Source organism: Niallia sp. CD-39 (genome assembly GCF_059874745.1).
Genome location: NZ_JCBCPS010000004.1, coordinates 150,106 through 172,762 on the forward strand (window position 1 = coordinate 150,106; position 22,657 = coordinate 172,762).

The 22,657-nt window shown below is 37.2% G+C and carries 25 protein-coding genes; 7 read left to right on the top strand and 18 right to left on the bottom strand.

What is annotated here, in order from left to right; genetic code table 11:
• Positions 1-27: 27 nt before the first annotated feature.
• Entirely contained in the window at positions 28-1,530 is a 1,503-nt protein-coding gene (hutH, locus tag AC6F34_RS11015; RefSeq protein WP_500772008.1) for a histidine ammonia-lyase, read from the bottom strand.
• A gap of 288 nt (positions 1,531-1,818) precedes the next feature.
• Between hutH and AC6F34_RS11020 the strand changes: the two genes are divergently transcribed.
• Both AC6F34_RS11020 and AC6F34_RS11025 read left to right on the top strand, forming a co-directional pair.
• On the top strand, positions 1,819-3,906 hold the full coding sequence (locus AC6F34_RS11020) for a DNA topoisomerase III (protein ID WP_500772010.1): 2,088 nt from the start codon (positions 1,819-1,821) through the stop codon (positions 3,904-3,906).
• Positions 3,907-4,011: 105 nt separating this feature from the next.
• Positions 4,012-5,244 (top strand): aminopeptidase, encoded by a 1,233-nt coding sequence (locus AC6F34_RS11025; protein WP_500772012.1) that lies wholly within the window; start codon positions 4,012-4,014, stop codon positions 5,242-5,244.
• Between the two features lie 81 nt (positions 5,245-5,325).
• On the opposite strand, the gene AC6F34_RS11030 is transcribed toward AC6F34_RS11025, so the two are convergent.
• On the bottom strand, positions 5,326-6,435 hold the full coding sequence (locus tag AC6F34_RS11030) for a hypothetical protein (protein WP_500772014.1): 1,110 nt from the start codon (positions 6,433-6,435) through the stop codon (positions 5,326-5,328).
• 284 nt (positions 6,436-6,719) lie between these two features.
• On the opposite strand from AC6F34_RS11030, the gene mscL reads away from it, so the two are divergent.
• Positions 6,720-7,100: a large-conductance mechanosensitive channel protein MscL gene (mscL, locus tag AC6F34_RS11035; RefSeq protein ID WP_500772016.1), complete on the top strand. Its 381-nt coding sequence runs from the start codon at positions 6,720-6,722 to the stop codon at positions 7,098-7,100.
• A gap of 155 nt (positions 7,101-7,255) precedes the next feature.
• On the opposite strand, the gene AC6F34_RS11040 is transcribed toward mscL, so the two are convergent.
• The 5 genes from AC6F34_RS11040 to AC6F34_RS11060 all read right to left on the bottom strand — a co-directional run bounded on the left by AC6F34_RS11040 (position 7,256) and on the right by AC6F34_RS11060 (position 11,487).
• Positions 7,256-7,543 (bottom strand): hypothetical protein, encoded by a 288-nt coding sequence (locus AC6F34_RS11040; RefSeq protein WP_500772018.1) that lies wholly within the window; start codon positions 7,541-7,543, stop codon positions 7,256-7,258.
• A gap of 17 nt (positions 7,544-7,560) precedes the next feature.
• Positions 7,561-8,280, bottom strand: a complete 720-nt coding sequence (locus AC6F34_RS11045; RefSeq protein WP_500772020.1) for a 5-formyltetrahydrofolate cyclo-ligase — start codon at positions 8,278-8,280, stop codon at positions 7,561-7,563.
• A gap of 12 nt (positions 8,281-8,292) precedes the next feature.
• Positions 8,293-8,487 (bottom strand): hypothetical protein, encoded by a 195-nt coding sequence (locus AC6F34_RS11050; RefSeq protein ID WP_500772021.1) that lies wholly within the window; start codon positions 8,485-8,487, stop codon positions 8,293-8,295.
• Between the two features lie 251 nt (positions 8,488-8,738).
• Complete coding sequence (locus AC6F34_RS11055; RefSeq protein ID WP_500772024.1) at positions 8,739-10,094, bottom strand: TldD/PmbA family protein; 1,356 nt, start codon at positions 10,092-10,094, stop codon at positions 8,739-8,741.
• A 1-nt stretch (position 10,095) separates the two neighbouring features.
• The gene (locus tag AC6F34_RS11060) at positions 10,096-11,487 is read right to left on the bottom strand and encodes a TldD/PmbA family protein (protein WP_500772026.1); all 1,392 of its coding nucleotides are present in this window, start codon (positions 11,485-11,487) and stop codon (positions 10,096-10,098) included.
• 177 nt (positions 11,488-11,664) lie between these two features.
• Between AC6F34_RS11060 and AC6F34_RS11065 the strand changes: the two genes are divergently transcribed.
• Complete coding sequence (locus tag AC6F34_RS11065; RefSeq protein ID WP_500772028.1) at positions 11,665-12,174, top strand: GNAT family N-acetyltransferase; 510 nt, start codon at positions 11,665-11,667, stop codon at positions 12,172-12,174.
• Positions 12,175-12,276: 102 nt separating this feature from the next.
• On the opposite strand, the gene AC6F34_RS11070 is transcribed toward AC6F34_RS11065, so the two are convergent.
• Both AC6F34_RS11070 and AC6F34_RS11075 read right to left on the bottom strand, forming a co-directional pair.
• Entirely contained in the window at positions 12,277-12,603 is a 327-nt protein-coding gene (locus AC6F34_RS11070; RefSeq protein WP_500772030.1) for an SCP2 sterol-binding domain-containing protein, read from the bottom strand.
• Positions 12,604-12,747: 144 nt separating this feature from the next.
• Complete coding sequence (locus AC6F34_RS11075) at positions 12,748-13,263, bottom strand: acyl-CoA thioesterase (RefSeq protein ID WP_500772032.1); 516 nt, start codon at positions 13,261-13,263, stop codon at positions 12,748-12,750.
• A gap of 122 nt (positions 13,264-13,385) precedes the next feature.
• On the opposite strand from AC6F34_RS11075, the gene AC6F34_RS11080 reads away from it, so the two are divergent.
• Positions 13,386-13,652, top strand: a complete 267-nt coding sequence (locus AC6F34_RS11080; RefSeq protein WP_500772034.1) for a YbyB family protein — start codon at positions 13,386-13,388, stop codon at positions 13,650-13,652.
• Between the two features lie 221 nt (positions 13,653-13,873).
• On the opposite strand, the gene AC6F34_RS11085 is transcribed toward AC6F34_RS11080, so the two are convergent.
• From AC6F34_RS11085 to AC6F34_RS11120, 8 genes are all read right to left on the bottom strand, one after another.
• Positions 13,874-14,683, bottom strand: a complete 810-nt coding sequence (locus AC6F34_RS11085) for a DUF368 domain-containing protein (protein ID WP_500772036.1) — start codon at positions 14,681-14,683, stop codon at positions 13,874-13,876.
• A 34-nt stretch (positions 14,684-14,717) separates the two neighbouring features.
• The gene (locus tag AC6F34_RS11090; protein WP_500772038.1) at positions 14,718-15,260 is read right to left on the bottom strand and encodes an RNA polymerase sigma factor; all 543 of its coding nucleotides are present in this window, start codon (positions 15,258-15,260) and stop codon (positions 14,718-14,720) included.
• Positions 15,261-15,341: 81 nt separating this feature from the next.
• The gene (locus AC6F34_RS11095) at positions 15,342-16,670 is read right to left on the bottom strand and encodes an oligosaccharide flippase family protein (RefSeq protein ID WP_500772040.1); all 1,329 of its coding nucleotides are present in this window, start codon (positions 16,668-16,670) and stop codon (positions 15,342-15,344) included.
• 124 nt (positions 16,671-16,794) lie between these two features.
• Positions 16,795-17,427: a response regulator transcription factor gene (locus AC6F34_RS11100; RefSeq protein ID WP_500772042.1), complete on the bottom strand. Its 633-nt coding sequence runs from the start codon at positions 17,425-17,427 to the stop codon at positions 16,795-16,797.
• Between the two features lie 19 nt (positions 17,428-17,446).
• Positions 17,447-18,466 carry a sensor histidine kinase gene (locus AC6F34_RS11105; RefSeq protein WP_500772044.1) on the bottom strand — a complete coding sequence of 340 codons (1,020 nt, stop codon included), beginning with the start codon at positions 18,464-18,466 and terminating at the stop codon, positions 17,447-17,449.
• Positions 18,463-19,191, bottom strand: coding sequence for a cell wall-active antibiotics response protein LiaF (liaF, locus tag AC6F34_RS11110; RefSeq protein WP_500772046.1), 729 nt, complete (start codon positions 19,189-19,191; stop codon positions 18,463-18,465). Before liaF ends, AC6F34_RS11105 begins: the two co-directional genes overlap by 4 nt.
• A 107-nt stretch (positions 19,192-19,298) precedes the next feature.
• Positions 19,299-19,937, bottom strand: coding sequence for a PspA/IM30 family protein (locus tag AC6F34_RS11115; RefSeq protein WP_500772048.1), 639 nt, complete (start codon positions 19,935-19,937; stop codon positions 19,299-19,301).
• Between the two features lie 24 nt (positions 19,938-19,961).
• Entirely contained in the window at positions 19,962-20,309 is a 348-nt protein-coding gene (locus tag AC6F34_RS11120) for a lmo0954 family membrane protein (RefSeq protein ID WP_500772050.1), read from the bottom strand.
• A gap of 195 nt (positions 20,310-20,504) precedes the next feature.
• Between AC6F34_RS11120 and AC6F34_RS11125 the strand changes: the two genes are divergently transcribed.
• A complete protein-coding gene (locus AC6F34_RS11125; RefSeq protein ID WP_500772052.1) occupies positions 20,505-21,413 on the top strand; it encodes a VanW family protein in 909 nt (302 codons plus the stop codon).
• Positions 21,414-21,811: 398 nt separating this feature from the next.
• On the opposite strand, the gene rraA is transcribed toward AC6F34_RS11125, so the two are convergent.
• Entirely contained in the window at positions 21,812-22,297 is a 486-nt protein-coding gene (gene rraA, locus AC6F34_RS11130; protein WP_500772054.1) for a ribonuclease E activity regulator RraA, read from the bottom strand.
• Positions 22,298-22,455: 158 nt separating this feature from the next.
• On the opposite strand from rraA, the gene AC6F34_RS11135 reads away from it, so the two are divergent.
• Positions 22,456-22,623, top strand: a complete 168-nt coding sequence (locus AC6F34_RS11135) for a hypothetical protein (RefSeq protein ID WP_500772056.1) — start codon at positions 22,456-22,458, stop codon at positions 22,621-22,623.
• Positions 22,624-22,657: the final 34 nt, after the last annotated feature.

Consider the following 22,657-nt stretch of genomic DNA (forward strand, 5'->3'; position numbering starts at 1 on the left):
TGACTTTGTCTACATTCTAAAAGCGGGTTAAACAGCTTTTATTGATTCAAGATGTACTGTTTTTATCCATTCCGCACATTTTTCAACATCTATTGAAAAAACTCTGTCTTTAGTGATTGATGGCACAATTTCTCGTCCTTCATTATAGAAGCGTCGTGTTACGCTACTCATTTTATCTATCCCTCGATATTCAACAGCCTGCATTGCACAAATACATTCTATCGCTAATACACGATTCACGTTTTTCACGATCTGATAAGCATGTCTCGCCCCAATTGTTCCCATGCTCACATGATCCTCCTGATTTGCTGATGAAGGGATTGAATCTACGCTTGCTGGATGAGCCAACGTCTTATTCTCTGATACTAGTGAAGCCGCGCTATACTGCAAGATCATAGCACCAGATTGCAAACCTGGCTCCGCGCTTAAAAATGGAGGTAGATCATTTAACTGTGGATTAACTAGACGTTCGATTCTTCTCTCGGATATATTCGCTAACTCTGCGACAGCAATTTTCATAAAATCCATTGCAAAAGCAATAGGTTGACCGTGAAAGTTCCCACCCGAAATAACTTTATTACCTTCATCAAAGATCAACGGATTATCCGTTGCCGCATTCATTTCAATTTCTAATTTCTCTTTTACATAATCAAGTGCCTGCCAAGATGCTCCATGTACCTGTGGAATACATCGAATCGAATATGCATCTTGAACACGTATTTCTCCTTGCTTCGTTGTAAGCTGGCTATCTGACAAAAAAGTACGAATGCGTGATGCTGTATCAATTTGTTGCTTGTAACCTCTAGCAAGATGAATCGATTCGTCAAACGCATCAATCACACCGTTTAATCCCTCCAACGTCATCGAAGCAATGACCTCAGCTAAAAATGCAAGTTGCTCTGCCTCTAGATAGGCAAGCGCACCAACAGCTGTCATCGCTTGAGTGCCATTAATGAGAGCTAACCCCTCCTTAGCCTCCAGCTGTAATGGAAGTAAGCCAGCATCCGCTAAAGCAACACTAGACTCAACTACCTTTCCCTGATAATAAACCTCCCCTTCTCCGATTACCGCTAACGCAAGATGAGAAAGAGGTGCTAAATCACCACTTGCACCGAGCGAACCTTGCTGAGGAATAACTGGGTGTATATGATGATTAATCATTCCAATTAATGATTCAATCAAAGCAGTACGCACTCCAGATACTCCCTTTAACAGTGCATTTGCACGCAAGAGAAGCATTGTTCTTGATATGTCTTCGCTAAATGGCTCCCCTACACCACAGGCATGCGAGCGAATTAAGTTCAATTGCAATTCCTTCACATTACAAGCATCAATCAGCACATCACTAAACTTGCCAAATCCCGTATTAATCCCATAGATTACTTTCTCATCGGCGACAATTTTCCGAACAGCATCATAGCTCTTCTGCACTGCCATTACACTATTAGAATCAATTATTACTTCTTCCTTCTCCCATACTACCTTCTTAACATCCTCTAAAGTTAAATGTGCCCCACTCAAAATCACCATATACTCTTTTCCCCCTTATCACATTAGCAGAATAAAGAAAAAAGGCTGCGACTCAACTATAGTTGGTTCACATCCTTTTTAATCGTCTAATATAAAAATGATTGATACGGTCCATAAGCAATCACTCGCTTCTCCTTTTCTTTCATTTTATCTTCCCTAGACAGGAAGTCAATAAAATATATCCTAATTTTAACAAGTTATTACATTATCACAGTAAAGCAGCTCCATTACATTTCCACCAGTTTTTCGTTATACTTAAAGTCAGGTTACAGTTTGAAAGGAGTTATTATGAAATCATTAGTATTAGCAGAAAAACCAAGTGTCGCTAGAGAAATTGCACGTGTTCTTGGTTTAAAAAAGACATCAAAGCATGCAATAGAAGGTGATAAATACATCGTTACTTGGGCTTTAGGTCATTTAATTGAACTAAAAATGCCAGAGCACTACGATACAAAATATAAAAATTGGACATTAGAGGATTTACCAATCATTCCTAAACAGATGGGACTTAAACCAATTAAACAAACCTCTCATCAATTCCGTGCAATTGAGCAGATTTCCAAACGAAAGGATATTAAAGAGTTCATCATCGCTACAGATGCAGGCCGCGAAGGGGAACTAGTCGCAAGGTGGATTCTTGAGCGACTACGTTGGAACAAGCCAGTGCAAAGATTATGGATTTCATCTGTAACAGACAAAGCCATCCGTGATGGATTCAAACAATTAAAGCCTGGGAAGCAGTTTGAAAACCTTTATGCATCTGCTGTTTGTCGTGCTGAAGCTGATTGGTTGATTGGATTAAATGTGACAAGAGCATTGACAACAAAGTACCAAGATCCATTATCGGCCGGCAGGGTCCAAACACCTACACTGTCGATCATATTAGAGCGCGACCAGAAAATCCAATCGTTTAAACCGCAGCCGTACTGGACGATTTCTGCGCAGATTGGAACGTTTCATGCAAAGTGGGAGCATAACGGAGAGAAGCGAATATTTAATAGAGAAAAAGCTTCCTCACTCGTTGAAAAAACAACTGGAAAACAAGCGAAGCTAACTTCAATTTCTCGAAAGGAAAAAGTCGAAGCTCAACCGCTCCCTTATGATTTAACCGAATTGCAACGTGATGCCAATAAACGTTTTGGCTTTTCCGCTAAAAAGACATCGAATGTCTTACAGAAGCTCTATGAACAACATAAAATTGTAACATATCCTCGTACAGATTCACGTTACTTAACATCTGATATGGAAGCGACAATGATTGAACGTGTTGAGGCGATTGCAAATGCATATAAAGATGAGATCAAGCCAATCATGCAACAAAAAGGTAAAATCTATGCTAAGAAAGTATTTAATAATCAAAAGGTAACAGATCACCATGCAATTATTCCAACCGAACAAACCGTTTTTCTACAAGATTTAGATACCGATGAACGGAAGCTATTTGATTTGATTGCGAAGAGATTTTTAACACTCTTCTATCCTGCTCATAAGTTTGAATCCGTGCATGCAGTTTGGCAAGTGAATGGTGAGTCCTTTACTGCAAGTGAAAAAGTTGTAAAAGATGTTGGTTTCAAACAAATCACAGGACAGGATGATGATGTACTTCCTTCCATGTCCAGCTTAAAGGAAGGTGCATCCACTCTCTTAGGCGAAATAAAATCAGAGGAAAAGCAAACAGAACCACCTTCTCGCTATACGGAAGCTGATTTATTATCACAGATGGAGAAGTTCGGATTAGGTACACCAGCTACAAGAGCTGAAATCATTGAGCGCTTATTATCAACAGAAGTCATAGATCGACAAAACGGGAAGTTGATTGCGACCAAAAAAGGAAAGCAATTGATTGAACTAGTAAATCCTGAATTAAAATCACCTGAGCTAACTGCAAAATGGGAAAAAGAACTAGAATTAATTGCACACGGGAAGGCAGATGCAAAAGCATTCCTCCAGAACATCCGTAAACAAACAGAAAGCCTTGTTAGTGAAATTAAGAAAAGTAATCAATCCTATCGTGCCCATAATTTAACAGGGTCCAAATGTCCTGAATGTGGCTCCTTCTTAAAGGAACGTAACACAAAAGATGGAAAAATCCTTGTTTGTTCAGGTCTTGATTGTTCTTATCGAAAACGAAAGGATCCAAAGCTATCGAATAAGCGCTGTCCACAATGTCGCAAAAAGATGGAAATTCACAACGGAAAAGCAGGAACTTACTTCCAATGCCGTCCTTGTAATGTTGTAGAAAAAGCAGAAGAACAAAAGAAAAAGGTAAACAAAAGAGAAGAAAGAAAACTAATACAGAAATACACACAAACAGAAGAAAGCTTTGGAAATAGCCTCGGCGATTTATTAAAGGCTGCAATGAAAGAAAAAGAGTAGAAAGATAAGCATGAAGGAACTCAAACTTCATGCTTATTTTGTTTCCTTTTTTGTATAGAAACGCTACAATAAAAGATAAGATTCTGATAAAGGAGACTTACATAAATGACAAATTTTCAAGAGAATTTACAAAAATACGCGGAGCTTGCTGTTAAAGTCGGCGTGAATATTCAAGAAGGGCAAAAGCTTGTAGTCACTGCTACTTTAGATGCAGCTGAATTTGTTCGAGCTGTTGCAAAACTTGCATTCGAGGCTGGCGCTAAAGATGTAATCGTTAACTGGAGCGACGATATAATTTCTAGAACAAAGTACGACTTAGCTCCTGATGAAACATTCGAGCATTATCCAAAATGGCGTGCAAAAGAAATGGAGTCACTAGCTGAAGAAGGCGCAGCTTTCATGTCAGTTGTTTCTTCTAGCCCTGGCCTATTAAAAGGTGTGAAATCTGAGAAGATTAGCTCATTCCAAAAAGCAGCTGGCCAAGCATTATCAACTTTTAGAAAAGCAATTCAATCTGACAAAGTGAGTTGGACTGTCGTTGCTGTACCTTCTCAAGCTTGGGCAGACATGGTATTTGCTGATGCAGCTGAAGAAGAGCGTGTATCATTATTATGGGATGCAATCTTTAAAGCTACAAGAACAACAACAGATAACCCTGTGGAAGAGTGGAAACAACATGATAACACTCTTCATAACAAAGTCGATTACTTAAACGACAAGAAATACAAAAAACTACACTACAGAGCACCGGGAACTGATTTAACAATTGAACTACCTAATAAGCATTTATGGTGTGGCGCAGGAAGCATTAACGAGAATGGTGATGCTTTTATGGCAAATATGCCGACTGAGGAAGTATTCACAGTCCCACATAAAGATGGTGTAAATGGTACGGTATCAAGCACAAAGCCACTTAGCTACGGTGGGAACATTATCGACAATTTTACAATCACATTTGAAAATGGCCGTATTGTTGATGTGAAAGCTGCAGAAGGCGAAGAAATCTTAAAGAAATTAGTAGAGATGGATGAAGGCTCTCATTACTTAGGTGAGGTTGCACTTGTGCCACATCAATCACCAATTTCACAATCAAATATTCTCTTCTACAACACATTGTTTGATGAGAATGCTTCGAATCACCTTGCAATCGGTAGTGCTTACGCATTCTGCTTAGAAGGTGGAAAGAAAATGTCTAGCGAAGAGCTTGCTGAGCATGGATTAAACGAAAGTATTACCCATGTTGACTTCATGATTGGATCAGGTGAAATGGACATTGACGGCATTAAAGAGGATGGCACAATAGAACCTATCTTCCGTAAAGGCGACTGGGCATTTTAATTAACAACAGCATATACGCACATTTGGCAGAGGTCAAAAAAAGAATCGAGCAATGATGCTCGATTCTTTTTAATATCTTTTCTACTCTCGTCCTTTTAATAGAACCGCTATAATGTCTCCAGCCTCGTTTCCAATCGCTTCAACAATATAGTTTCCTGAAACATAGGATAAAGTTAGTCCATCAAATAAGTTTTCTTCCACCTTATCAGGTGTAGTTTCAGAGTTTTTCAGGTCTGTTACAGTCGTTTTAAACCGTGTTCCGGGAATTAAAATATTTGTAATGTTTTCTGTCACTTCATGATAAATATAAGTCATTTCTGGATACATCAAATAAGGAGAAACAAGATCAAGGCTTTCTTCAATATAATGGGTAGTGCCCTTCTTTACTTCTGCAATATTTGTACCAATCGGATAAGTGCTTCCTAGTGAGATTCCTTGCTTAGCCCTTTGTAAAAAATCATCATCTAGCTCTAAATTTTTGTATGGGAAATAAAAGGATTCATTTTCAATCCAATGCTCATACCTGATTTCATTCTCTTCTGTATTTGGAACGATTGTCTGATCGACTAACTCCATCTTGAATTCGCCTTCATTAAACTTCCACGTCGAATACATTACTTCGTTAGTCCCTTGATCGACTTGTGCTGATTGCAAAAAGCGATTATGAATACTTTTTAGCTTCATTTTAGCAATTGTCGTGAAAAACCTTCCCTGCTCTCCTTGAACTTGTACGATTTTCCCGTCCTTAATTGTATACAATCGCTTTTTATAATGATCGCTATTATCGTTTTGCGTTACAACAAAGAAGATTTTACCATTAAGAAGAATCGGATAAATTTGCTCTTGTCCACTTGAGAAAGTTGTCACAGCTCCACTTAAGACGTTCTGTTTAAAGGCAATCTCATCTTCTTGCTTTGCGATATAAAAATCATAGGTCCCTGAAAAGGACGATTGCTCCTTTACAGTACGATCAGAGTATACAAATACATAAAAATCTTCCTCTTCTTCTTCTACCTCAAACTGATAAATAGCCTCATTCTTTAATTGCGCTATTTCAATTCCAATATCTAGGATCATATCATCGTTCTGTTTTTCTTTTTCACTGTACACCTCAGAAAAAATAGAGGCTGTTGTTTCATACGTACATCCGCTTAAAAATAGGAATGCAGTAATTATATATAAATATTTCATTAGTATCTCCTTAGTTGAATCGAATTCATACTAAATTCACTTGCTTCTCTATTAATCTAGAATATCCATAAACGTACGCATTCTCCCAAAATAATTTACTAAATAAGTATGGGTCGTTTATGAAATTTTTAAAATAAATATTAATAAAATTTCCAAGTCTAAGTGTAACAAATACATTACAATTTCACAAACCCATCATTTGGATATCACTCTGCAACATTCGCAATTTCTTAAAGACTCTAGTATAATAACGATAATTTTCCAGATAAGAGGTGGCGATCGCATTGATTAAGGAATTTAAAGAATTTGCACTAAAAGGGAATGTATTAGATCTAGCAGTTGGAGTAATCATTGGAGCAGCATTTGGTAAGATCGTTTCATCACTCGTAGATGACATCATTATGCCGCTAATTGGAATTCTGCTCGGAGGGATCGATTTAACGTCTCAGACGGTAACGATTGGTGAGGTACAATTACAGTATGGGGTTTTCTTGCAAAACATCTTAGACTTTTTTATTATCGCCTTTTCGATTTTCCTTTTTATTCGCATCATTAATAATCAGTTCCGTAAGAAAGAGGAGCCTAAAAAAGAAGAGCCTAAAGTTGACCAAAAGGAAGAACTACTTAAGGAAATTCGCGATTTACTTCAAAAAGAAAACAAATAAAGCTAGTGAATGTAGACAAAGTCAGTTATCAGACTTTGTCTACATGTAAATGTCTTGAGGTCGTGCGGCATTGAATATCGTTGTTTTTTGGGGACTAAAGTCCCTAATAACAAATGTGCTAGCTTTTTCAACAAGCTGAAACAGCGTTAGGCTCCCTAGATTTGTTTGTTTTTTATTAGTTCATATTCATTGATGAATGTCTCTGGATATTCCTTTAATTGATAAGGAAAAACCCCTTTATTTGTGTGTAAATAGAGGGTACATCCAGAACCCATCTTCATTGTTTTACAGGAGACATCCCAGACGTCTTCGATTCGAAATACATTACATTCAGAAATAATCTTCTCTTCATCAATGATTAATAGTTTTTCTTCTTCTGTTGTCGTTTGACAATTCCAAGATACAATTCGATTCATTACATAGTATCGTTGACGGTATGGCAATGTTTCAAACAGCCTCCTTATTTTTTCATTCTTTTAATTTTCCAAATCTCTTTAATGACCGGCATTTCTTCCATTTCCTTCTCAGTCACAAGCTCCCATGCAATGCCTTCTGGCTTATTATATGGTGAATTTGTTTTAAACAGATTCGATTCTGTTGCAATCCAATCTACAGTTAAATCAAAACGATCACGCGGAACCTCTTCTTCTACAAGCTGTCTACTATGAATTGTTCCGATTACAGGCATCTCTGGATGTCCAAGCTCTCTTAAAATCGCATATTCACGATCTGCATAACCTTCCCCTTTACCAACTCTTCTTCCATCCCGGTGGAGAGCAACTGAACCAGCAAAGAATACATCAATTTGTGGGATTTCAAGAAGTGATACTTCCTTGCCATACTCCTTCATATGAGAGATACTTACGGCTCTTCTTTCCTTGCCTTTTTCAACCCATTCAGGCTTGATCATTAAAAACCCTGCCTTGAGGCGAGGTGTGGGAATAAGGAGCGTTTTTCCATCACGGATAACTTGAGCACGAATTGGAAGCTGTGGCGCATCAGGATTTACTTTTACCACTTTAGCTTCTTGGTAGCATTGCAATGTTGTAATAAGCTTAGCAGCTTTTTCTGCCCCTTTGAAATTAGGAATTCGATTTTTAAGGGGAAATGGAAATCCACCAAGCTTCTCATCCTCTAGTCGTGCCCAAACTTCCTCTCTAATATTTTGCTTCGTTTTCATCGATTCACCCACTTATGCTAGAAAATAAATATAATATACGACAGCTGCGATCGAAAGAAATATGACAACCGCATAAATGATCGATAAATTTAATGTATTTTTCTTCGTTTTGCCACGGTAATTGTCATCACTTTTCCCTGCAAGTGCCAGCGTAAATACAATGGAAGCAATTAAAATAATGACAACCAAAAGAATCGCTACAGTCATATGTCACCTCTAGTTCATTGTGCCCTCATTATACATGACATACTAGCTAGAATTCTAATCATTCGATTATCATTGTTGTTCATCTTTATTCTCCGTGACACATTTAAATCACATTTGAGATCACATTCAACTCGTATGAGTTTATAAAATTACATTTGAGATCACAATCGTGCAAGTTAAGATCAACATATATATTTGCCAAGCAAAAAGCCCAAGAATGTTCATAACAAAACACTCTTGGACAATAAGCATTAGACAGTAACAGCTAGGCTTTGAATGTGTAAGGAAGGTGAACCTACTGCACCGCTTATCATGCCTGGAAGCGAAAAATACAAATCATCGCCTACATCGGTAACAGATTGCATAAGCTCGTAGAAGTTCCCTGCTATCGTCATCTGTTTAACTGCCTGTTTGACCTTCCCATTTTCAATGTAAAGCCCAGTTGCTTCAACTGAAAAGTCTCCAGACACTTCATTTACACCAGAATGCAAGCCTGATAGCCCTGTAATTAGCACACCTTCATGGATCTTACTTACAATTTCTTCGACTTTATTATTCTGCGGATGAATGTATAGATTTGTAGGAGCAACAGATATTACACTTTTATATGAACTTTTTGATGCATTGCCTGTCGATTCAACTCCATCTATTTTTGCCGTTTTTTCATTGTGTAAGAAGGTGTTCAGAATTCCATTTTTAATCACTTCTGTTGATTTTGTTGCAACGCCCTCTGCATCAAATGTTTGCTTTACATATCCATCCTTATGATAAGGATGATCGATGATAGTGATGTTCTCTGACGCCATTTTTGTTCCTAGCTTCTCTTTCAAAGTTGGCATTACTTTTTGAACCGTTTCTGCAGAAAAAAGATCAGCAAAAGCACTTAGGAAATCTGCAGCTGCATTGTTTCTTAAAAGCACTTGGTAGTTCCTACTTTCAATCTCCTTGCCACCTAAATGCTGTAATGCCTCCTCAACAGCCGCTTTAGCAATTGCCTCATCCGATAATAATAAGAAATCTTGTGAGAAATGCTTATATGTTCCAGTTTTAATCTCATTGTTTTCTTTTACAATGACAGATACATACAACCCTGCATAATTGTCCGCGTCCTTTAATGAGAGTCCTTTAGAATTACTTAATATTCTTTCAGACTCAGCATATTTAAAAATAAAATAACTTGTTCCAGCCACTCTTTCATCATAGCCAGAGATTAGAGAAGAAATATTTAAAAGCTTCTTCACGTATTCTTCTTTATTTACATCCGCTAACTCCTCCGAGTAGAAATTTTGTTGATCATAAAAAGGGCTCCCAGCAAAAATTGCTTCCTGCTCCTCCTCTTCGTTCAAATCCGCACTTTCTTTTGCATTCTCTACTAAAAACCGAACCGAATCCTCATCGACTTTTTCCGTAAAGCTGTAACCAACTTTTTCGTTGTATGTCCCACGAAATGAAATGCCAGCAACCTCGGATGTTGTAGTAGAGTCAATCTCATCTTGATCAATCGTTATTGTGACATTCTCATTTCTTTCATAATAGATTTCCATTTCGGAAAAGCCTTGCTCTTCCCCGTATTTAAACAATATTTCTTTAAATGCATCAATGTTCATCTTACGCTTCCTCCTTTCTACCACCAACAGTCATTTCACTCACTCTTACCATCGGCTGCCCAACATTCACTGGGATACTTCCACTTAATGATCCACACATTCCAGCTCCGTGCGCTAAGTTATTGCCTACCATGTCGACTTTCATTAAAGTCTCTGCACCATTTCCAACTAATGTTGCACCTTTAAGTGGCCTAGTAAGTTGCCCGTTTTCAATTTTATAAGCTTCAAGGACAGCAAAATTATAATCTCCAGTTGCAGGGTTTACTTGTCCTCCCCCCATGTATTTAGCATAAATTCCACTCTCGGTATTGGAAATAATATCTTCTGGAGAGGATTGTCCATTCGCGATAAAAGTATTTGTCATTCTTGATGTCGGAGCAAAACGATAAGATTGACGTCTACCTGACCCAGTCGCTTCCATCCCCATTCTTCTACTGTTTAATTTATCAATCAAGTAACCTTTTAAAACCCCTTTTTCAATTAAAACATTCCTTCTACCTTTCTCACCTTCATCATCAATATTGATTGAACCCCATTCATTCTTTAACGTGGCATCATCAATGTAAGTTACAAGCTCTGAGGCAACTTGTTCTCCTATTCTATCTGCAAATACTGATTTCCCTTTTGCAACTGCTGTTGCCTCTAATCCGTGTCCACACGCTTCATGAAAAATGACGCCACCAAACTCGTTGTCAATGACCACTGGGAATTTACCGCTTGGACATAGGTCTGCATCTAGCATTGTAACGGCAATACGTGACGCTTCATTTGCGTAATGTTCGAGATCAAGGTTCTCCATAAACTCAAAGCCTTGATACGCTCCTGGCCCATAATAGCCTGGTTCATATTTTTTTCCATCTGATGCAATTGATTGAATGACCATTCTGCTGCGGACACGCTCATCTTCAACAAAGGTCCCTTCGGAATTTGCAATTAATACATGTTGAACCTCATCCAAATATCGTACTAATACTTGTTGAATACTAGAATGATAGCTTTTAGCGATTTGATAGGCTTTTTTCATTACATCTACTTTGCGCTGTTTCTCAATATCTAATGGATTTAAAGCAATCAGATGGTTAGGAGTAATCACCTTTTTCTGCAGTGTAGCTGGCATGATGGTTGCATCACCAGAAATTCCTAATGCAGCGTTTTTTGCGGCTTTTAGTAAACCTTCCTTCGTGTGGTTTGTCGTATAAGCATATGTACTTTTAAATCCATGAAAAACACGAATCCCAATTCCAAAATCTCTCCCCGACAAGATACTGTCGACTTTATTTTGCTGCAAGGTCATCGTATTAGCGTATCGATCCTCGACAAAAACTTCTGCGAAGTCACCACCTGTTTCTAGGGCAGTATTTATTATTTCTTCTATCAGTGCAGGAGCTAACATTTTTACACCTTCCTTTTTTGAAAATTTATAATTTACTAATAACAAGTATAATCTACAATCTACATCTGAGCCAACTCATATAGTTGGAGTTTTTGTCCTCCTAGAGACCGATATAAGCTTTGAAGTTTCATTTTTTTTAGGTAAAATAACGTAAAACGATCTTGGAGGCTTAAAATCTTGAAAGAGAATATTTCGTATCGCAGACTGCTCTCACAAGATGCAGCAGCATATAGAGAACTACGGTTAGAGGCATTAAAAGAACACCCTGAGGTATTTGCCTCTAGCTATGAAGAGGAAAATCAACTTAGCATTACACAATTTGAACAACGGCTATCTTCTAAGCAGAGCCAAACGATTGGTGTGCTTCATAAAGAACAACTCATTGGAAGCGTCACGGTTGTTCAAGAGACAAAGCAAAAGATGAGACATAAAGCGCTCATTGTCGCAATGTATATTACAAAAGATATGCGTGGATTAGGTATTGCAAAAAAATTACTACAGCAAGCGATTGAAACGGCAGAAATGATGGAAGGTGTAGAACAACTTTTATTAACAGTTATGTCTGAAAACAGTCAAGCCAAAATGCTTTATACTTCTTTCGGATTTAACGTTTATGGTCATGAAAAACACGCGTTAAAAATTCAGGATACCTACTATAACGAAGATCATATGGTTTTGTTTTTATGAGAATTTGAGCGGCCACAAAAACTCCTAAAAAACATGTAGACAAAGTCGGAAATCGACTTTGTCTACATTCACAAACTACAATAGTCCTGAGCTATCTTTAAATTATTGATATTTCTTTACAATTTCTTGAAGCTTTAAGGCTAAGCCAATACTGCCTTCTACTTTTAATCCGCCAGTCATAAATGCCATCGTTGTGTTGAGGTCGTCTTTTAGAAGTTTAGAGAAGTTTTCATCGCTCAGTTTTAATGTCACTGCTGGGTCTGAAGCAACTCCTTCTTCAACTGAAACTTTTCCATCCTTTAGAATCAGCTGCCAATTGCCACTTTCCTTTAATTCAACTTGAAATACTCGATCTTTTTCACCTTGAATATGCTCAGGGTTTGCATTCATTTTTTCAACTAATACATTTAATTCATTTAATACAGACATATTGTTCCTCCTCTATCTTACCTGCGAAACCAATACTCTATTTCGCTTATATATATGATTCAACCTTTTTCGACAAATTCCTGCAACATTAGTGATTTGTGAGCCAGCTTTCACAATTAATAAGAAAATGCACTCATATAAATATTACACCCACGGAATATTCGCTCCATACTTTTGAGCTCTTAGTGCACTATCTTTTCTTCTTACTTTTCGAACTTCTGCTCGTGATTTAGCAGTTTCGAATAGGCTCTTTTCCTCTTCAGATTCGGGGATAACCTCTGGGACCTCTGTTGGTCTCCCATTCTCATCAATTGCTACCATCGTTAAAAAGGAGATTGCGCACACATTTCTCTCCCCAGTAATTAAATTTTCCGCTACCACTTTTACAAAGATCTCCATTGAGGATCGTCCTGTATATGTAACAAATGCTTCTAGACAAACAGAATTCCCTTGTTGAATTGGAAATAAAAAATCAACTGAGTCTGTTGACGCAGTTACCACTTGTTTTCTCGCATGTCTCATAGCTGCGATGCCAGCAATATCATCGATATAAGCCATTAATTTCCCACCAAATAAAGTGCCGTAACTATTTGTATCAGGCGGTTGAACAATGCTCGTCTTTACAACAAACGAATCTTTACATCGTTTTTTCTCTGTCATCGTTATTCCCTCCTTCGCTATTGTCTTCGGTCTTATTATATATATTGTATCCAAGGTTGAAAATGTTTAAGAATTTATCAATGGGGAATACATTAAGCAAACAAATTTAGGAGGCGTTACAAATGAATACCCGTCCCGTAAAAGGTGCTATTCTCGCAGGTGCTGGTATCACAAGCATCCTATTATTAAAAAAGGAAAACAGAAGTAGGCTACAAGCGCTCACATTAAAATGTAAAAACAAATTAAATCAATCCTTTTTCAACCGAAAAGAAAAAAACTCAATTTCTAATCCTGAACCAACTGATATAGGTGACAACACAATGGTTAGTGAAGGTTCTCTTTATTCAATCCAGTACTTCAATGAAAATGAACAACAAAAAGGAAAATAACTTGATAGAGCGTGAGCATTTTATGCTCACGCTTTTTACATTTTTTGCACGGTGTATAAGTGAACGAATTAGAGTGTAAGCTATATGCCATTAGAGATTCCGAACCTCTTAAAAGCATTCGCCTTGAAGAGTAATCATTGAGTTATACTATTGCATAAAAAAACTTGCAAGCAAAGTCAGGTTCTTCGACTTTACATGCAAGTTAGATCTTGTAACACTTATCATCTTTTACTCACAAAGGTAGATAATAACACCCCAACAAATAGTAAAAGTAAACAAACAGTGATGTTCATAAAGTTCATTGGGAATCCAGGATACAACACAATTAACGATCCCGATATGAGACCAATCATAATTGAATACGTTGTTTCATGATGAGCATGCAGCATATAACGGACAAGCTTACCTGTAAATAAAATCCCAAATAATACACCAAACCCTATAACTAGAACGACTGGAATATTAAGCGTAATAATGGCATTCGTAGCCGTTTGGTATGCACCCAATATCATTAAAATCATTGCCCCACTTATGCCTGGCAATACTAGTGCAGTGCTTGCAATCCACCCTGAAATGAACAAAAATCCATAATCGAACATCGTTAAGTTTGTCATAATCCCTTCATTTGAAGGGAGAAAGTTTAAGCTTGCCACGAGTATAAACGAGAATGTCATGATAATTATATGTCTTGGTTGATACGTTTTAGTGGATAATCCCGCTAACCCTTCTTTCCATATGAAAGGAATCATTCCGATGATTAATCCCATAAAAAAGAAATGTGTTTGTTGCGTATAAACGGTCAAAAAGTAATCAACTATTCTTATTGAAAGAAGGAAGCCTATTCCGATTCCAATGACAACTGGAATAAGAAACAGAATGCCTTTTTTCCAATTTTTAGTTGTTAGTGCGCTGATGGATTCAATGAGCTTCTCATAAATTCCAAGAAGCATCGCAATTGTACTACTACTCACGCCAGGTACAGTCTCAACCGTCCCCATCGCTGTTCCCTTTAAGATATTCTTCCAATTCATGTGATTAATGCTCCAATGTTTGTAAGTTTTAGGTTTATGAACTTAGTTTCTCCAACTTTTGTTCAATTTTCGGCCTTAAACGATCTTTTCCTCTACGAATTCTTGTTTTCACTGTAGACAACGGAAGCTGTTCACGCTTACTGATTTGAACTAGACTTTGATCATTAAAATAAAACTGATATAGTGGTTCACGATAAATTTCAGGAAGCTCTTCTAATGAGACCAGCATTTCATCTTCCTCATATCTTTGTAGCGTCTCCTCTTCTGGATTGATTGTAGAGTAATCTTCCATATATAAATGTGAATTTTCCTCCCAATACCTTCTCCGACATTTCTCTTTCCTCCAAAAATCACGACACTTATTTACCGCAATCGTATATAGCCAGCTCTTTACTTTATCGAAGTCCACTTTTGGAAAAGCAAGAAATGCTGACAGAAGTGTTTCCTGATAAATATCTTCTGCCACTTCCTTCTGTTTAACAAGTGAAAGAATATATCTGAAAAGATTGTTGCCATGTTCCATTATAGCATTTTCAAACAATGATCCATCAACTTTATTGTTTATCATTGTTTCCATTTGATTGTATTTCTCCTCTCAAAAACTACCTACTATATAAACGTAAACGGGGATCCTCACCCCTACATTACTTTCTTAAATTTAATAATGAACTCTATTTGACCTTGAAAGTGTTAAGCTAACCCCAATCTTTTTACAAATTGTTAAATAATGCATCATCATAAGCAAAACTGCACCTACATTCATTCCAATCATGATTCCACCCATCTGCAACGACTCCATCGATCCAAAAACAAACATCGCAGTAAATGATACGATCGTTGACCAAATTGAATGATAGAATGCGTCCTTCATTAAACCAAGCCCAATAAGAAACGCTTGCATTGGAATAATGAACAAATGAAGCAAAAAGAATGGCCATAACATTTGCAAATAAATCGAGGCATCCTGTGAATGAAAAAATGATGTTGTCAATTTTTCCGCAAATATATAAAAGAAGAGAATGGCTGGGGTTCCATATATGAATGTAATCAAAAATACTTTTTGCAACAGCTCAATCAACCGAGCGTATTTCTCCTCTGCATATGCCTTGGATACTGTAGGAATAAGCATGATCATAAAAGAATGAGCAATAAAGGCAGGGAAGAAACCAATCGCCATTGCAATACCCGCAACCATACCAAAATGCTCTGTCGCTACCTCTGTTGATACCCCAGCATAAATCAATGCCGCTTGGATTAAAAAGGGCTGTATCGCATGTGACAATGCATGAAAAACTCTCAGCCCTGTAGTTGGAAGCGAAACCGACAGAAGTTGATTCCGAACATACGGTTTAGCGAGCGCTTGATTGTCGCCTCGTTTCATTTGCTGATACTGCATCATAAAGGAATAAAACAAATAGAAAAAAACAATTGCTTCACTCCCAATTAACGTACAAAAGGCAATAAATACAGCCATTTCTATTTGAAATTGAAAGAATGAATAGAGACTTGCTAATAAAATGAGCTGAACAAATTTACGTAGAAAATTAGCAGTAGCGATCTTACCCATCTGTTGGCTGCCCATGAAGAAGCCACGTGCAATCGATGTGAATGAGACCAGTGGAATAAATGCTAGGATGACCCATCTTAGTAATGGATGATATGCATCAAAAGCAGAAATAAAAGGTACGATGACGATGACTAGCGGCAGCATGATCATCGTGAAAATTGCTGTCCACTTTAATACGTAATTCAACATTCCCTGGTGATGCTGCCGATTATGCTCAGCAATAAACTTAGAAATCGAAACAGGTAATTCAAAGCTTGCTAATAACACAATTAAAAAGATCGTTGGAAGGATCGACATGTATAATCCTAAACCATGTTCTCCTAATTCTCTTGCTAGTAAAATATTGACGATAAATTCAATACATTCACCTAAAAAAGCTGCAATCGCTAATAAAAGCGTACCTTTTAAAAATGTTTTCATCCTGTCGCTCCTCATCCTTTATAAAAGCTTTGCTCTCTTTGCTCTTTTATAAAGGTATGAGACAAGTCATAAGAATATCTATTAAAATTTATTTTTGAAAAGGATCAGCAGTGAAACTCGTTATCTATTTCGCCAAATGATGCTTAAATGCATATATAACAGCCTGGGTCCGATCCTGTACTTGTAGCTTGCTTAAGATATTGCTTACATGTGTTTTAACAGTTTTTAATGCAATAAATAACTGGTCCGCGATTTCTTGATTGCTCTTTCCTTCAGTCATTAGCAATAAAATTTCCATTTCTCTCCCTGTCAATTCTTCATGTGGAAGCAGTTCTTTCTTCTGACGCATCTTCACCATCATTTTTCCAGTGACTTCAGGCTCTAAAACAGACTGCCCTTTAAAAGTTTGGCGAACAGCTTCAGCAATTTCACTTGCTTTGGATGTTTTCAGCATATAACTTGTAGCACCTGCCTCTAATGCAGGATATACCTTTTCATCATCTAGAAAGCTAGTGACAATGATGATTTTTGCTTCCGGCCATTGTTCAATGATCTTTTGAGTAGCTTCAATCCCATCCATTTCATCCATTACAAGATCCATCAAAATGATATCAGGACGGAGCTGCAGGGCTTTTTCCACACCTACTTTGCCATTGTCTGCTTCACCTATCACTTCAATATCGGGCTGAGCAGTTAGATAAGAAGATACACCAATTCTCACCATTTCATGATCATCTACAAACAATACCTTAATCATCAAATCACCTCATTTGCTTTCATTCACTTCGAACAGGGACCTTCACTTCTAAACGAGTCCCTTTATTTTTTAAACTGACCACCTTAAGGTTGCCACCAATTTCAATCGCTCTTTCATACATGTTTTGCATTCCATAAGAGCCGGCTTTGGCATTTTCTATATCAAATCCGACACCATCATCAACGACTCTTAAAATCGCATAATCATCGCGCTGGATGAGGAGCACATCCAGTGTATTTGCCTTTGAATGTCTTAATGTATTTGAAACAGATTCTTGAAGAATTCTAAAGAGGTGATCCTCTATTCCTTTATCTAACGTGAATTCTTCTACCTTCCATTTAATATCCATTGATACTTTTTGCATTAATTCAACTAATAACTCATCGATACCTTCTTTTAACGACTTCCCTTTTAGTGCCACTGGGCGAAGATGTAAAAGCAAAGCTCTCATTTCCAATTGTGATTGATGGATCATCGATTCCACCAAGCGCAACTGCTGCATTTCATGATTTTCTTCTTTCGTTTCAGTAATTGCAGACATCATCATCGATGCAGCGAAAAGCTGTTGACTCACAGAGTCATGCAGTTCCCTTGCTAGGCGATTTCGTTCTTCTGAGACAATTTTCTGGATTCTTGACTCTGTATCTTCAGCCTTCTCAGTTGCAAGCTTTTGCGAAAGCTTTGCTTGTTCAGTAATTTTATGTTGAATTCGTCCTATACGCTCGATACTTGATTGTATTTCAGGGATAGCATGTTCATTCTGTAGTTCGATATAACGACCTTCCTCCATTTCTCGAAGAAGATTATCTAATTGACTAGTTTGTTTTTTCCAACTATATCCTGCAATGATTCCAAATAGAATGCCAATTGCCATACTTACTGTAGGACCAAACAGAATGAATGGAATATCAAGAATTTCTGTATCCCATAAATCCCGTAAACTTGTAGGATACAGGGTAAAGAAAGAAGCAAATAGGATTAAAAAAACAATTAAAGACAAAAGCATGCCCCATAGCACTTGACGAGCGACCATACTCATACTCGTTTCACCTCAATATTTCCAGCTACTACTGAAGAGATGATCTTAACCTTTTGAGTTGCATCGTCATATTGTTCCGTTTGGGTAATTACATTTTGATTGATTACTTTACTATAGTTTTGCTCTAAGAAATCTACAGAACCAGCCCAAGACGAATGGTTCAATTTCACTTCAATATCGTAAGGAACATGAATTTGAATATTCCCGATTAAGTGCCTAATATAAACAATCGTTTCACCTTTAGGTAATACTGTGTAGCTAAAATCAATATTCGAATCTCCAAAGCCCGATTGAATGTTGATATCATCCCATTCATAAACGGCTTCTTTTGTTCTTTGTTCACCAAAAAATAGGTTTTTTAATAAAGGTGTTCTACAGATCGTTTCTTCTTTCGGCTTTTCAACTGGCTCAATAATTTCAGGCTTAATAATTTTGGGGCTTTTCTTCGTTTGTGCAAATTGAATTAAAAAATGGACGACCATCGCCAACAAGAGAAAGCGGAATGTTAGCATACTTAAAATGCTTATAATGATAAAAGCAATCCCTGCCCAAAACAACACTTTTCCATATGTGCGATCATATTTTTTTCGACCAAAATAGATCATACCACCCTGTACTAAAAGAGAAAAAATTAGCCCTCGATTAAAAAATGTAAATTCTAAAAATAGAACAAGAATCCCAATGATGATCATCCAGCTTAAATAGTCTTTTTTAACTTGTTCCATATCGAATAGCCCTCCTTTCTCTTCATACAGTCATTGGTCGTTTATTCGTAAAATTGGGCTCCGGCTAAATTACCGGAACCTCTATAGAATATCATATTTTTCCACCGTTAGCCGTTAGGTTCGTTTTTTTTCATCTCTTTTTCTAATTGTGCAATCTTAAAATCAATCGTATTGCGCATATATGCTGTTTCTACTTCGTGTTCAATATGGTTGATATACGACTCAACCTCTGCGAAACGATTGTTTGAGTAAGAAGTATCCTTTTCATTTAGTACTTTTTCCATCTCAAATTGTGCTCGTGAGACATTTTCTTTCCCCATTAATTCCATACGTTTGATGTACATATCCTTCAGTTTATGTTTCATTTCTTCATGCTTTCTTTCTAACTGCTTTAACTGTGTATAGGCTTCTTCTTTTAAACCGCTGATTCGTGTAGCACGATCCTCATATTGCGTGTATTCCATTAATGCAAATCGATACAGTTCCTCTTCCCCTGCTTCTTTTGCAATATCTGCCTGTCTCTTTCTCTTCGATGACATATCACTAGCATTTGCAAGCTCCTTCGAAAATTCCTCAACAAGCTGATGTTGTCTTTCTAACAATTTCTTTACCTTTTCAACCTCATTCTCACACTCACGCAAATATTGATTTAACATAGCAATTGGATTCTTCTTTTCCTTGCGATCTAAAACCTCATTCAAGTCTGCTACAATTGTGTTCTTCATCCGTGTAAATACATTTGTCATTGTCATACGTCCTCCTTGAATAATTTATTTATTTAATTCTGACCATTGTTTTTCAAAATTTTTAAAAGGGTCGCTCTCTTTTTTCTCGATAATCACAGATTCTTTGTCATTCCACTTTTTATAGACTAAATATAATACGTATGCAGCAACGATACCGATAATCGCTGGTAAGTTTGCAATGGACATCATTAGAACAATTGCTCCTAGGATTCCCCAAGCAACCTTTTCTCCTGTGGAAGTCGATTTCATAAATTGCTTAAACACCAAATATAAAATCGCTATGCTAATTGCTAAACCAATAAGTGGTCCAATATTCGCTAGTAAAATGAGAGCAGCTAAACCACCCGCTAAAATCAACCAAAATTTATTCATATCGTACCTTCCTCCTTTCTTGATATCATCTTACCTTTTTCTCTTTCTTCTCATAACGAGCTCAAGCTTGATTTTCTTCTAAGACCTAAGATGTACGAATCCATCCTTCCCAATATGTAGTGCACTAAATGAATGCTTAATACAGTAATGAAAATAGTCTTGTCCGCTCATACTAAGGTTGAGGTGATAGAAGGAATGATGCGATATTTAATAGCGCTTTTATTATTGAGTTCCCCTACTTCTAATGAGAGTGAGAACTTGACGCTTATGTATAATACTAAAGTGCTTAAAGAGGTACACCGTGATGAATATTTCATTGAACCTTTAGGGTCCCCCTATTTAAATCAACTGAAATACAACGAATTACTAAGCACAATGGAAGAAATGACAACAGAGCAACCACAAAACGCTTACATTGATCGATACGGGAAGATTATAAAAGAAAAGACAGGAAAGAAGCTCCATAAAGAGGCCTTTTCCCGTCTATTTTTGGAATACTTATTTTCTAAATCTCCTTTACAAACAGAATTACCGATGCTCACTACTCACCCAAGAGTTGATGAACAATTGATTTACCAAATAAAAGAAAAACAAATTGGCTATTATATTACTTACTTCAATCATAGAAACCAATCTCGTACGAAAAATATAACCCTTGCCTCTGATGCAGTTAATAATACCGTAGTTTTTCCTGGAGAAACATTTTCCTTTAATCAAACTGTTGGAAAGCGGACAAAAGAAAAAGGGTACTTAAAAGCACCGGTTATCGTCCGAGGTGAACTTTCTGTAGATATCGGTGGAGGGATCTGTCAAGTTTCATCAACATTGTATAATGCGGTGGATCGTGCAGGAGTAAAAATTCTGGAGCGTTATTCTCATAGCAAGCAAGTACCCTATGTTCCACCAGGAAGAGATGCTACGGTTAGTTGGTATGGTCCTGATTTTACATTTTTCAATCATTACGGCCATCCAATTCTCATCCGCTCCCATGTGCTCCCAGGTCAATTAGTCATTCGTGTCTTCTCCTCTGAGGAAGTAGACTATGAACCAAAAGCAGTTCCAAGAGCCTCGAAAGAGCAGTATGAAGAAGTTCATACTCATTAAGCTTAAAGAATTAAAACTGAAATTGACTTACTCTTTTTACACGAAGCAGTACATTTTAGTGCAACCCCAAATAGAACAGCTTGTTCACAAGAGAAAATCAACGACGAATAGCGATTTTGATCAGTATATAAGCTTCAGGACATTTAGACCTGAACCTTTGAGATTGTAGACAAAGTCGATTTAGACTTTGTCTACATTTTTTTCGTAGTACTTTTTGATAATAAGAGAAACCCTCAGAATGTCTTGAAAACGCTTGTCAGACTAGACGTGCGGTCGAATGAAGACCCGAATAGAACACACGGTTCATGAGGGGACGAGTGAGGCAAACAACGACGTATGCGAGCGTTTGTCAACAGTCTGTAAGGTTCAGGACATTTAGACCTGAACCTTTTTCTTCTTTATTTTGAGTGTATTTTTGTTTTACTAATTATGATTCCATCTTCATCTGCATAGATGTAATCACCTTGTTCCCAAGTAACTCCACCGAACTGCAGAGTAGCACCTATCTCGCCATTGCCCTCTTTTTTACTTTTTAAAGGGTTTGTACCTTGTGCGAAAATTCCAATATTGACTGATGCAAGCTCTGCTGAATCACGAACACAACCGTTGATGATGATTCCAGCTAACCTTCTTGTTTCTGCAATCTTTGCGAGTCGATCCCCTAATAACGCACATCTTCTAGACCCTTCCCCATCGACAACTAGTACAGTATGCTCAGGGATTTCTTCTAATAATTTCAACACAAGGACATTGTCTTCTAAAACTTTAACTGTATGTATCTGTCCATGAAATTTTCCTAATGCTCCATAAGAATTCCATTCCAACTCATTTACTTGAAGTTGCTCACTAAACTCATCACATAAGTCTACAGTCTTCCAATCCATTCCTGTCATCCCTTTCTATCTTCATCAAGTATTTTTGTTATTTTACTATTTCGTCATGATTAAAAAACTTCCTTTAAATTTCGATAATAGACAAACTTTGAGCGTTCTCTTCATACGATGAAAGAAGGGTACTTACTATTTTTAAAGGAGGAGTTTTCATGGCATCGCTTTGGATAATCACAATAGGGTTTATTGGTACTTTATTATTAGCCGGCCTAATTTTCGTATATGTTTTAAGAATTGCACTTCCAGCAAAGGATTCGATTGAAATTGATCCACTCCCCCAACAAGAAGAACATCAAGGAAATAATGATTCGTCTACCTAAGTTGAACGATCGACAACGTTTAGAAAATGCTTGT